Raw genomic sequence first — 11697 nt, forward strand, 5'->3', positions numbered from 1 at the left:
GCTTTTTTTATGCACATTTTTTGAGCCCTTCAGTATAGTGAAACTAAGCGATTGAAGTAGGAGCCATTGAAGTGGGGCCAGAGAAGTGAAGAGCCATAGAATTGAGGAGCCAAGATGATAGTGAAATGGTGGCGCGCCTACATCGCCTGGTGTGATCGTATGGGCCTAACGCCGGAGAATCAGCGCTGCTGCGCGCCCAAATTAAGTGATCCTGAATTGAGAGGCTCTGAATTAAGTGAGCCTGAATTAAATGAGCATGAGTTGAATGAGCATGAGTTGAATGAGCCAGCATTAACCGCTCACCAGGCAGAAATACCTCAGCAAGCACCACAAGGTGCCAAGGCGAGAGTTGAAGATGCGCGCCGCTGATTCCCAGGATAGCAAGGCATTCGATAGCAGGCTTGCGGTTATAGACAGCCATGTGCATCTGGATTTTGACGAATTCGACGCAGAGCGTGAGCAGCTAGTCCTCAGGCTCAGGGCCGCGGGCCTTCGAGATGCGGTGATCCCAGGAGTCAGTGCCAGTCAATGGCCTAAGCTTCAGGCGATCGCGGCGCGCCATGGCTTTCATTATGGACTCGGGATACATCCCTGGTATTGCACTGAAGATTGGCAGCAAGATATTGAAAACTTGTCTAAACTTCTTGAGGAGCGAGGCGACGACCCCAAGCTGGTTGCCATCGGTGAGTGTGGGTTAGATGCCTTACATAAAGCTTCCTGGGAGGCTCAGCTTCCCTGTTTCGAGGCGCAATTGCAGTTGGCCCAGCAACACGAATTGCCGGTGATTCTGCATAGCGTCAAGGCCCACAACGAGGTGCTGGCGTTACTCAAACGCTACCCTTTGGCAAGAGGAGGTGTGATACATGGCTTTTATGGCTCGATGCAGTTGGCTCAGCGCTATGTGGATGCGGGGTGTTACCTAGGAATTGGTCATCTGTTGCTGGAGGAAAAGGCGAAAAAATTGCAAGAAACGCTTGTCAAGTTACCGTTAGAACATCTGGTGATCGAGACTGATTTGGCCCTGGTTTACCAGCTGAAAAAGTCGCAATTTGCCGATAAAACCGGCGGATCTGGCTTAATTTTGCATTTGCTAATTGAGAAAATCGCAAATTTGCAAAAAAAATCTAACGTTCTGGTATCAGAACAAGTGTTTCGAAATACGCTGCAACTCTTTGACCTCTAGTTTATTTTTGAAAAAACAGATGTAAATCGCACCAAGTTTTTTTTGTAACACCTTGAAATAAAACTTCAAAAACTTGATCAAAACGACGATTTTAACCATCCGGTCGGGTATAATCTGTCGGTGAAAAAGGTTGGTTAACAACATAATTAAAAAGTATTAACAATAGGGTGATGGTTAATGGATATTTTAATGAGTTTAGTAGGGGTGGTCGTCCTACTCGCGATAGGTTTTTTGCTTTCTAACAACAGAAAAGCTATCAACATGCGTACCGTATTTGGTGCACTTGCGATTCAGGCATTCTTTGCTGGTTTCGTATTGTACGTACCTATCGGTAAAGACATTCTAAAAAGTGTTTCAGATGGCGTATCTAGCGTTATCGGTTACGCACAAAACGGTATTGGCTTCTTGTTCGGCGATTTGGCTAACTTCAAAGTTGGTTTCATCTTCGCCATCAACGTACTGCCTGTAATCGTCTTCTTCTCATCGCTGATCGCGGTACTGTACTACCTAGGCATCATGCAGTGGATCATCCGTATCATCGGTGGTGGCCTGCAGAAAGCACTGGGTACTAGCCGTACTGAGTCTATGTCAGCTACTGCTAACATCTTCGTTGGTCAAACTGAAGCACCACTGGTTGTTCGTCCATTTATCGCGACTATGACTCAATCTGAGCTGTTCGCTATCATGGTGGGTGGTCTAGCCTCTATCGCTGGTTCAGTATTGGCTGGTTACGCGCAGATGGGTGTACCTATTGAGTACCTAGTTGCTGCATCATTCATGGCTGCACCAGGTGGTCTATTGATGGCTAAGCTAATGCATCCTGAAACAGAGAAAACTGTTAATGAAATGGATGAGCTGCCAGAAGATCCTGACAAGCCAGCTAACGTACTTGACGCTGCGGCTGCCGGTGCTTCATCTGGTATGCACCTAGCCCTAAACGTTGGTGCTATGCTACTAGCCTTCGTTGGTCTGATTGCGATGATCAACGGTATTATCGGTGGTGTAACTGGCCTGTTCGGCGCTGAAGGTATCACGCTTGAGCTGATCCTTGGTTACATCTTCATGCCTCTAGCATTCCTAATCGGTGTGCCTTGGAACGAAGCCCTTATCGCAGGTTCTTTCATCGGTCAGAAGATCGTTGTTAACGAATTCGTTGCTTACCTGAACTTCGCTCCATACCTGAAAGATGTTGCTGATGGTGGTCTGCTGGTTGAAGCGACTAACGCTGTAATGTCTGACAGAACTAAGGCAATCATTTCATTCGCTCTGTGTGGTTTCGCGAACTTGTCTTCTATCGCGATTCTACTGGGTGGTCTAGGTGCAATGGCTCCTACCCGTCGTCACGACCTAGCTAAGCTTGGTATCCGTGCGGTAGTAGCTGGTTCTCTAGCTAACCTAATGAGTGCAACGCTAGCGGGTCTGTTCCTAGCGTTATAAGTCTCAGGAAATTCCTTGGGGGGATGCCCCTGAACGACGACTCTGCCCAGCAGGGCAGAGTCAGCGTTAACTCAACCATTTTTCAACGTATTAGTAACAAGATGGCTATTTATCACTGCTGTTGATGGGTAGCTGTGTGTAAACAAACTTCAGCCTGTTAGGTGATTAGACGCCAATATCAGTGATAAATCAGAAGTTTGTTTTAGTGTTAGAATATTGTGTTCGCATTTTTACATTAATTATATTGTGATTTAATACAATTTGAGTAAAATGCGGCGCCAACAAAGAAAGAAACGCTGACTCGTAAAGAGCAGTAAAACCATAAAATAATGGGGTTGATGATGAAAAACGTTAAAACTTTAGCTTTAGCCGCTACTACCGTAGCAGCAATGTCTACCAGCGCTTTCGCAGCAGATCGTTCAGATCTATACGCTACCGACTACAAGTGGATGCAGTTCAACGCTATGTACTCTGTAGACGAGCTACCAAGTGCTGGTGAGAGCGGACACAACTACCTAGAGATGGAATTCGGTGGCCGTAAGGGTATCGTTGATCTATACGGTTATGTTGACGTGTTCAACCTGGGCAACGAAAGCTCTGGCGACAAAGCTTCTGGCTCTGGCTCTAGCAAAATGTTCATGAAGTTTAACCCACGCTTCTCTCTAGATGCGATCACTGGTAAAGACCTGTCTTTCGGCCCAGTTCAAGAAGTTTACTTCTCAACTCTGTTCAACTGGGGTGGCGGAGCTATCGGTGAAGACGTAAACGCGACTTTCTGGGGTATCGGTGCTGACGTAAACGTGCCTTGGTTAGGTAAGACTGGCATGAACCTATATGCTCACTACGACCTGAACGCTAAAGAGTGGAACGGTTACCAGTTCTCTGCTAACTGGTTCAAGCCTTTCTACTTCTTCGAGAACAAGAGCTTCCTATCTTTCCAAGGTTATGTTGATTGGCAGTTCGGTGGTGACGAAGATATGGGTAACGAGTTCGTTCCTATGTCTGACAACGGTGGTGCAGCCTTCTTCGGTCTGTACTGGCACTCTGACAAGTATGCACTTGGCTATGGTCTGAAAGGCTACAAAGACGTTTACCTGCTAAAAGATGGCGCTGGTATCGTTGGCCTAGAAACCACTGGTTGGGGTCACTACTTCACCGCTACTTACAAGTTCTAATTTAGAAATTGTAGGTTTGGGAGCCGCTATCCGGCGGCTCCTAATCTCTCGCTCAGGTTTGTCATCATTGTTTAACCTAAGTGAGTAATCTTTATCTAAGCATGAACTATATTGAATAGAGCTTGTTTACATAAAGGTTAGTAGTTTTACGCGCTAAAAAGGATTTTTCGCGGAAAGGCTGGAACACTACTCTACAAAGTATAATTACTTAGTTCCCCCTTCCCGGTCTTCAAGGATTCAAGTCGTGACCCTTGTGTCAGGATCGCCGCTGGTTATCACCAGGGCATTGAATACCTGAATTAGTAAACTTGTTGTGTCGTACCGATAAAACAATTTTACGGCAACGCCTGAAGGCCCGGCCATAAATATAATCAAAAGATGCCAACTCTAGGTGCTGTCATACGTCAATTTCTTATTTCTGAATTAATAATTTACGTTTCGGAGAGCTAATATGAGTGATTTAAAAAAAGCAGCACAGAAAGCCATTGAGTTGATGGATCTGACGACCCTGAACGATGACGATACCGATCAAAAAGTGATTGAGTTATGTCATAAGGCTAAGACTCCTGCAGGTAACACTGCTGCCATCTGTATCTATCCTCGTTTTATTCCTATCGCTCGTAAGACCCTGAATGAGATGGGTTGTGAAGAGATCAAAATCGCTACAGTCACTAACTTCCCCCATGGTAACGATGACATCGCGATCGCCGTGCTAGAGACGCGTGCCGCCGTTGCCTATGGCGCCGATGAGGTTGACGTAGTATTCCCATACCGTGCCCTGATGGCTGGTAACGAAACCGTAGGTTATGAGCTGGTTAAGGCCTGTAAAGAAGCCTGTGGTGACGATGTATTGCTGAAGGTGATCATCGAGTCTGGCGTACTGCAAGACCCTGCGCTTATCCGTAAGGCCTCTGAACTGTCTATCGACGCCGGCGCCGACTTTATCAAGACCTCTACCGGTAAAGTGGAAGTTAACGCTACCTTAGAAGCTGCCGAGATCATGATGACTGTCATCGCCGAGAAGAATCCTAAGGTTGGTTTTAAGCCAGCCGGCGGTGTGCGTGATGCAGCGGCCGCAGAAGAGTTCTTAGGCGTCGCCGAGCGTCTGCTTGGTAAGGGCTGGGCAACACCACGTACCTTCCGTTTCGGTGCGTCTAGCCTGCTAAACAACCTGTTACATACCCTGGGATTGGCCGAAGCGCCTAAGGGTCCTCAAGGTTACTAAGCGACGCGGTTAGCTTTATTAGTTAAGTGTGATCTAAATCTATTTGATAACGCCAAAACTTGTATATATTGTTCGTAATTAAATTACGGTTTTGGCGTTAAACAAGAGAATTTGTCACTCGAATACGAATTTTTGTGACAAATTTGGAGGCAGTACCATGTTTCTAGCACAAGAGATTATTCGTAAAAAACGTAATGGCGAAGTGTTGTCGACTCAAGAGATCCAGTTTTTCGTTCAAGGGATCACTAACAACACAGTTTCTGAAGGCCAAATCGCTGCATTGGGTATGGCGGTCTATTTCAAAGACATGAACATGGATGAACGTATTGCGCTGACGACAGCCATGCGTGACTCTGGTACCGTTCTTAACTGGAAAAACCTTGGCTTAGATGGCCCTATCATCGACAAGCACAGCACGGGCGGTGTGGGCGATGTGATCAGCCTGATGCTTGGCCCCATGGCTGCCGCCTGTGGCGGATATGTGCCCATGATCTCCGGCCGTGGCCTTGGCCATACCGGTGGCACCCTGGATAAGTTTGATGCGATTCCAGGCTACCAGACAGAGCCAGACAGCGAACTGTTCAGAAAAGTCGTTAAAGAAGCCGGTGTCGCCATCATAGGTCAAACTGGTGACCTGGTCCCCGCCGATAAGCGCTTCTATTCAATTCGCGATAATACCGCAACCGTCGAATCCATCTCTCTCATTACAGCTTCTATTCTTTCTAAGAAACTTGCCGCCGGTCTCGATGCATTAGCCATGGACGTTAAGGTGGGTAGCGGTGCCTTTATGCCGACCTATGAAGCCTCTGAAGAGCTGGCTCGCAGTATCACCGCCGTGGCAAATGGTGCAGGTACCAAGACAACTGCGCTGCTGACCGACATGAACCAGGTGCTGGCCTCATGTGCGGGTAACGCGGTGGAAGTGAAGGAAGCGGTTGATTTCCTCACGGGTGCCTACCGTAACCCACGTCTGTATGAAGTGACCATGGGTCTGTGTGCCGAGATGCTACAGTTAGGTGGCTTGGCCGCTAACGAAGCCGAGGCGCGTGACAAGCTCAATCGTGTGCTGGATAACGGTAAGGCTGCCGATATCTTTGGCCGCATGATTTCTGGCCTAGGTGGCCCAGCAGACTTTATCGAAAACTATGCTAAGTATCTGCCACAGTCGCAGATCATTCGTCCTGTCTACGCCGACCGTAGTGGTTTTGCAACCTCTATGGATACCCGTGAGCTTGGTCTTGCGGTGGTGACCCTAGGCGGTGGACGTCGTAAGCCAGGTGATGCCCTAGACTACAGCGTGGGTCTGACCCAGGTCTGTGCACTGGGCGATGAGATCACCTCAGATAAGCCGATTGCCATGGTACATGCGCAATCTGAAAGCGCCTTCGAAGAAGCGGCGGCAGCCGTGAAGAAAGCGATTCACATTGGCGATGAAGCGCCAGAGAAAACACCAGAGATCTATCGTTACATTCGTCAGTCAGATCTCTAGGAGAGTAAAAGATGAAAAGAACTGTCATTATGATGCTCGACTCCTTCGGGGTCGGTGCAGCAAAAGATGCTGAAGCCTTTGGCGACACAGGTTCAAACACCTTCGGTCATATTGCTAAGGCGTGTGCCGAAGGCAAGGCAAACGAAGGTCGCGAAGGCCCGCTTAAGCTACCTAACCTGGCAAACTCGGCCTGGCAATGGCTGCTAAAGAGAGCACAGGCAGCTTTGCTGAAGGCTTCGGTGACGATGTCGAAGTGATCGGTGCCTACGGTCATGCCGATGAGCTCAGCTCGGGTAAAGATACGCCGAGTGGTCACTGGGAAATGGCGGGCGTGCCCGTACTGTACGAGTGGGGTTACTTTAGCGACCTGAAGAACTCTTTCCCTAAAGAGTTGACAGATAAGATCCTCGATCGCGCTGGTTTGTCTGGCTTCCTGGGTAACTGCCATGCCTCAGGCACGGCGATTCTCGAAGAGCTGGGTGAAGAGCATATGCGTTCTGGTCTGCCTATCTTCTATACCTCGGCCGACTCTGTATTCCAGATCGCCTGTCATGAAGAGACATTTGGTTTGGATAACCTCTACACCTTGTGTCAGATCGCCCGTGAAGAGCTTGAGCCTTACAACATCGGCCGGGTTATCGCCCGTCCATTCGTTGGCACAGGCCCAAGCGATTTCGCCCGTACCGGTAACCGCAAAGACTACGCGGTCGAGCCACCATCAAAGACAGTGCTGGACAAGCTGAAAGAAGCCGGCGGTGAAGTGGTGAGTGTGGGTAAGATTGCCGACATCTATGCTCACTGCGGTATCACCAAGAAGGTGAAGGCCACAGGTTTGGAAGCCCTGTTCGATGCTACGCTTGAGCAGGTGAAACAGGCTGGCGACCGTACGATAGTCTTCACTAACTTCGTTGATTTCGACTCTCACTATGGCCATCGCCGTGACATCGCTGGTTATGCCCGTGCACTGGAGTATTTCGACAGCCGCTTGCCAGAGATGTTGGCACTGCTAGGTGAAGACGATCTTCTGCTGCTGACCGCAGACCATGGTTGTGACCCAACCTGGCAGGGTACAGACCATACCCGTGAGCGCGTGCCCGTATTGGCCTATGGCGCAGGTTTAGCACCTGGTTCACTGGGTCGTCGCAATAGCTTCGCCGATATCGGTCAGAGCATTGCCAGCTACTTCGGCCTTGAGCCTATGGAGTACGGCGAGTCATTCGTCGCCTAGGCAAATAAGGATGACTTAAGGTCATCCTGCTACAATATTATGATTTGGTGGCTTAAATTGGGCCACCGCTACTAGAAAAAGACTTAAGTCTAAAAATAGGGGTTATATAGATGGCTACACCACACATTAATGCTGTTGACGGTGCATTCGCTGATACAGTGCTTTTCCCAGGCGATCCACTGCGTGCTAAGTACATTGCTGAAACTTTCCTAGAGAACGTTGAGCAGGTCACTGACGTACGTAACATGCTAGGCTTCACAGGTACTTACAAAGGCGTTCGTATCTCTGTAATGGGCTCTGGTATGGGTATCCCTTCTTGCTCTATCTATGCGACTGAACTGATCAAAGACTACGGCGTGAAAAACCTGATCCGCGTAGGTACTTGTGGTGCGATCAGCACAGACGTTAAAGTACGTGACGTGATCATCGGTATGGGTGCTTGCACCGATTCACAAGTTAACCGTCTACGTTTCAAGGGCCAAGACTTCGCTGCTATCTGTGACTACGGTCTGCTGAGCGCGGTAGTTAAGGCTGCCGAAGAGAAGGGCACTAAGTACCGCGTAGGTAACGTGTTCTCTGCCGACCTGTTCTACACGCCAGATCCAGAAATGTTCGACGTGATGGAAAAGATGGACGTGCTAGGCGTCGAGATGGAAGCCGCCGGTCTATACGGCGTTGCTAAAGAGTTCGGTGCTAAGGCGCTATGTGTGGTAACAGTATCTGACCATATCCGTACCGGTGAAAAGACCTCTTCTGACGAGCGTCAAACCACCTTCAACGAGATGATCGAAATGACACTGGAAGCGGCAATTACTCTGTAATTATCACGCTAGTGTTGAATAAAAACGGGCCAATCGGCCCGTTTTTTTATATCTGTGTTCTACTTGCCTAATGACGCTTGTACCTCGCTGGAGTTTGCTCAGGCTCGCCTTCTTCTTCTCTTTTATTGGTTTTCGGGCATTCGTTTATCTGGCATTTGCTTCGCCGTCATCTTTCTCGCCGTTTTGAGATGCGCCTTTTTTGGCGTGGTCGGTATCATCGGCTGTGTCTGAGGAGCGCTCGGCATCATCGTATTCCTGTTCCTTATCTGTGCCTAGGGTGGCGGCTATCTTCTTACCGAGTCTGCTCTTGGTCTTGCGACGCTCGAAGTCGGCTCGCTTAAAGGAGAGGGCACGGGAGAGCAGCATGCCAATGAGCCCGGCGATGATCAACATCATCTGCTGCTGTTCCATGTTGAGCTGGTGCGCCTCCTTGATCTCGTTGAAGAAGCGCTGCGGCACTAACCTGACCTCGATATAGCCAAGGTTTTTATCATCCTGGAGCACGGCCTCGACATAGGGGGGGTAAGGTGCCAGTAGGGCCCTTAGCTCTTCCGATTCAGGCTCGAGCGGCTCGTCGGTGACGCTCTGGGCGAAGGCTAGGCGTTGCCCCTTCTCGCTGAAGATGGTGGCCGACATCACCTTGGGGTCCAGTACCAATGCACTGGTGAGCCACTGCAGTTGTTCATCATTTTGCAACTGCAAGGCCGGCGCGGCGCCATAGGCGGTCTGCTGCACCAATAAACGAGCCATCTTTTGGGTTTGGGACTTTAGAAGCTGTTGACCTTGTAGTAGGCTAGTTTCCCATAATTGGAACAAGCCCACCATGAGGGCGACAGCGACACTGATCTGCAGCAGTCGTGTCAGCCTTTGGGTCTTTTTGAGTCCTTTAAGAAAAAACACTTTGTACCTGAAGATGATAAGGGTTTTATTAATCATAATGGATTATCTTCTAACCCGATACCCGGAGACGCACGACTAATGGCAAATCAGCAACAAAATCCTCTGTTTTCATGGCTCTATGATGAGGTTAGCGCGAGTATTACCCTGAATGGCTGTCTCTTTTCGCGCCATGAGGAAGCAAGCGCCCCCGAAGCTGATTTGCGCCTGCGTCTGGTCTATCAGGATGCTCAGTGCCAGGGTGACATCGCCGAGGCGGTTTTGTCCTGTGCAAAGCCGATGAGCCTTGCGGTGATCACACGCCAAAACGACCTATCTTGTATCGAGCTCTGTCTCGATAAACAGGCAGGGCAGAAGCTGGCCGACGCCCTGGCGGCGAGGGACGATATTGAGCTCTTGTATATTGGTGGCCAGCAGCCAAGGCTGGACCAACCGGGACTGCTGGTAATGGACATGGACTCGACGGCGATTCAGATTGAGTGTATCGACGAGTTGGCGGCCATGGCCGGGGTTGGCGAGGCGGTGGCCGAGGTCACCGAGCGTGCCATGCAGGGCGAGCTTGATTTCGAGCAGAGCCTGCGACAGCGAGTGGCTAAGCTGGCGGGCGCCGATGCCGGCATCATAGATACCCTGTGCGGCCAACTACCGCTAATGCCGGGCCTCGAGGTGATGGTGGCAGAGCTGCAGGCCCATGGTTGGCGTATGGTGCTGGCGTCGGGAGGCTTCACCCCCTTTGTGGGCCATCTAAAGCAGCAACTTAACTTAGATGCGGCCTATGCCAACGAACTTGTGATCGTCGAGGGCAAGCTAAAAGGCGAGGTGATAGGCACAGTGGTGGATGCTCAGTTTAAGGCCGATACCGTGCTACGCAGCGCCGAGACCTGGCAGATCCCCGTGGGCCAACGCTTAGCCATAGGCGATGGCGCCAACGATATCCCCATGGTGCAGGCGGCCGATTTTGGCATCGCCTACCATGCCAAGCCTAAGTTGCAGGCGGCCGCCGATGCGGCGATTGCCAAGCTGGATCTGCGGGTGCTGCCCTTTATGTTAGTTAACCTGGCTTAGACAGATTTTTGTTTCCAGCCAAGGATGAATCGATAGGCTCGCATGATGCGGGCCTTTTATTTTGGCTATTTATGAATAAGCCTCAATAAGACTCGCGTTTAAAATCAATCTTTTATCTTTGATCTACAAGTCATTATTTTTAAACGCATGTTTAAGACAGTTTTGCGCTTGTTTTTTGCTTGCTTTTTGCTTGTTTTGTACTTGAGTTACCCCTTTAAAGTCAGTACCTTAAATCAAATTTTATTCGGATATCTTCTGTGTCGACTCTGATCCAAGAATCACGTTTTATTCCCTATCATCAGGGGCAACTACACCTGCGTCTGCTTAAGCGGCCCGATGCAGATATGAGCCAACCGCCTATTTTGATGCTCCACGGCGCCATGTCTAACGGCCGGGTCTTCTATAGCGACAAAGGCAGGGGACTGGGTTGTTACCTGGCCGAGGCGGGGTTTGTGGTTTACGTGCTCGACACCCTGGGACGGGGGCTGAGTACCCCTAAGCTGAGCACAGGCGCCAGTCATGGGCAGGGCGAGGTGATCCGCGAGCAGCTTCCACTGGTGCAGCACTATATCCTGTCGCAACATCCACAGGCACACAGGGTGCACTGGTGTGCCCACTCCTGGGGAGGCGTGCTGATGGCCAGCGCCATCGCGCGTTTCGAATTCTTTCAGACCAGTGTCGCCTCGCTGTTGACCTTCGGCAGCAAGCGGGCGATCAAGGTACGCTCATTCAAGAAGTGGCTGATGGTGGATCTGGTCTGGAACAGGCTGGCTCCTGCGATTGCTGCTGGCCATGGGTACCTGGCCGCCGATCGCTGGCGCATGGGAATGGACAATGAGAGTAAGGCCTCTCTGTCCCAGAGTATCGACTGGGTCAGAGGAGACTGGATAGATCACGACGACGGGTTTGATTATGCGAAGGCGGCTAGTGAGTTGGGGGCGAAACAGGGCTGGCCTAAGGCCTGGTTTATAGCCGGCAAGGGGGACCAAGTGCTGGGCAATCCTGCCGATGTGCAGCGCATGATAAAGGAGTGCCATCTTAAGCAGGTGACCTATAGTCTACTCAGTAAGGCAAACGGCAACTTGCATGACTATGGTCATGCCGAGATGCTCACCCATAAAGATGCCATACGGGACCATTTTCCCCAGGTGCTGAGCTGGTACCGCGCGCTCTAGTG

The 11697-nt window shown here is 50.1% G+C and carries 10 protein-coding genes and 1 pseudogene; 10 read left to right on the plus strand and 1 reads right to left on the minus strand.

Translation table 11 applies throughout. The features are described 5' to 3' along the window. Nucleotides 1–114: 114 nt before the first annotated feature. The 8 genes and pseudogenes from DB48_RS20360 (at nucleotide 115) to deoD (ending at nucleotide 8558) form a co-directional block, all read left to right on the plus strand. Nucleotides 115–369 carry a hypothetical protein gene (locus tag DB48_RS20360; protein WP_041509110.1) on the plus strand — a complete coding sequence of 85 codons (255 nt, stop codon included), beginning with the start codon at nucleotides 115–117 and terminating at the stop codon, nucleotides 367–369. Beyond that, nucleotides 356–1183 carry a TatD family hydrolase gene (locus DB48_RS04480; RefSeq protein WP_052813652.1) on the plus strand — a complete coding sequence of 276 codons (828 nt, stop codon included), beginning with the start codon at nucleotides 356–358 and terminating at the stop codon, nucleotides 1181–1183. The genes DB48_RS20360 and DB48_RS04480 overlap by 14 nt, the downstream gene beginning before the upstream one ends. 177 nt (nucleotides 1184–1360) lie before the next feature. After that, on the plus strand, nucleotides 1361–2620 hold the full coding sequence (locus tag DB48_RS04485; protein WP_041509111.1) for a NupC/NupG family nucleoside CNT transporter: 1260 nt from the start codon (nucleotides 1361–1363) through the stop codon (nucleotides 2618–2620). A gap of 341 nt (nucleotides 2621–2961) precedes the next feature. Continuing rightward, on the plus strand, nucleotides 2962–3795 hold the full coding sequence (locus DB48_RS04490; protein ID WP_041509164.1) for a nucleoside-specific channel-forming Tsx family protein: 834 nt from the start codon (nucleotides 2962–2964) through the stop codon (nucleotides 3793–3795). Between the two features lie 451 nt (nucleotides 3796–4246). Next, nucleotides 4247–5020, plus strand: a complete 774-nt coding sequence (gene deoC / locus DB48_RS04495) for a deoxyribose-phosphate aldolase (RefSeq protein WP_041509112.1) — start codon at nucleotides 4247–4249, stop codon at nucleotides 5018–5020. A gap of 157 nt (nucleotides 5021–5177) precedes the next feature. Beyond that, entirely contained in the window at nucleotides 5178–6509 is a 1332-nt protein-coding gene (deoA, locus tag DB48_RS04500) for a thymidine phosphorylase (RefSeq protein ID WP_041509113.1), read from the plus strand. Between the two features lie 11 nt (nucleotides 6510–6520). Then, nucleotides 6521–7737 (plus strand): annotated as a pseudogene (locus DB48_RS04505) (phosphopentomutase). A gap of 110 nt (nucleotides 7738–7847) precedes the next feature. Then, a complete protein-coding gene (deoD, locus tag DB48_RS04510; protein WP_041509114.1) occupies nucleotides 7848–8558 on the plus strand; it encodes a purine-nucleoside phosphorylase in 711 nt (236 codons plus the stop codon). Nucleotides 8559–8702: 144 nt separating this feature from the next. Here deoD and DB48_RS04515 read toward each other — a convergent pair whose 3' ends face one another. Beyond that, a complete protein-coding gene (locus DB48_RS04515; RefSeq protein WP_235375334.1) occupies nucleotides 8703–9494 on the minus strand; it encodes a YtjB family periplasmic protein in 792 nt (263 codons plus the stop codon). A 42-nt stretch (nucleotides 9495–9536) separates the two neighbouring features. Between DB48_RS04515 and serB the strand changes: the two genes are divergently transcribed. After that, entirely contained in the window at nucleotides 9537–10520 is a 984-nt protein-coding gene (gene serB / locus DB48_RS04520; RefSeq protein ID WP_041509115.1) for a phosphoserine phosphatase SerB, read from the plus strand. Nucleotides 10521–10768: 248 nt separating this feature from the next. Continuing rightward, a complete protein-coding gene (locus DB48_RS04525) occupies nucleotides 10769–11695 on the plus strand; it encodes an alpha/beta fold hydrolase (protein WP_052813653.1) in 927 nt (308 codons plus the stop codon). Nucleotides 11696–11697 lie beyond the last annotated feature (2 nt).

This window comes from Shewanella sp. cp20, from assembly GCF_000832025.1.
In the GTDB taxonomy this organism is placed as follows: Bacteria; Pseudomonadota; Gammaproteobacteria; order Enterobacterales; family Shewanellaceae; genus Shewanella.

Coding starts and splice junctions, on each gene's coding strand:
- serB (WP_041509115.1), top strand. CDS start 9,537: ATGGCAAATCAGCAACAAAATCCTCTGTTTTCATGGCTCTATGATGAG.
- DB48_RS04515 (WP_235375334.1), bottom strand. CDS start 9,494: ATGATTAATAAAACCCTTATCATCTTCAGGTACAAAGTGTTTTTTCTT.
- deoC (WP_041509112.1), top strand. CDS start 4,247: ATGAGTGATTTAAAAAAAGCAGCACAGAAAGCCATTGAGTTGATGGAT.
- DB48_RS04480 (WP_052813652.1), top strand. CDS start 356: ATGCGCGCCGCTGATTCCCAGGATAGCAAGGCATTCGATAGCAGGCTT.
- DB48_RS20360 (WP_041509110.1), top strand. CDS start 115: ATGATAGTGAAATGGTGGCGCGCCTACATCGCCTGGTGTGATCGTATG.
- DB48_RS04490 (WP_041509164.1), top strand. CDS start 2,962: ATGAAAAACGTTAAAACTTTAGCTTTAGCCGCTACTACCGTAGCAGCA.
- deoA (WP_041509113.1), top strand. CDS start 5,178: ATGTTTCTAGCACAAGAGATTATTCGTAAAAAACGTAATGGCGAAGTG.
- DB48_RS04485 (WP_041509111.1), top strand. CDS start 1,361: ATGGATATTTTAATGAGTTTAGTAGGGGTGGTCGTCCTACTCGCGATA.
- deoD (WP_041509114.1), top strand. CDS start 7,848: ATGGCTACACCACACATTAATGCTGTTGACGGTGCATTCGCTGATACA.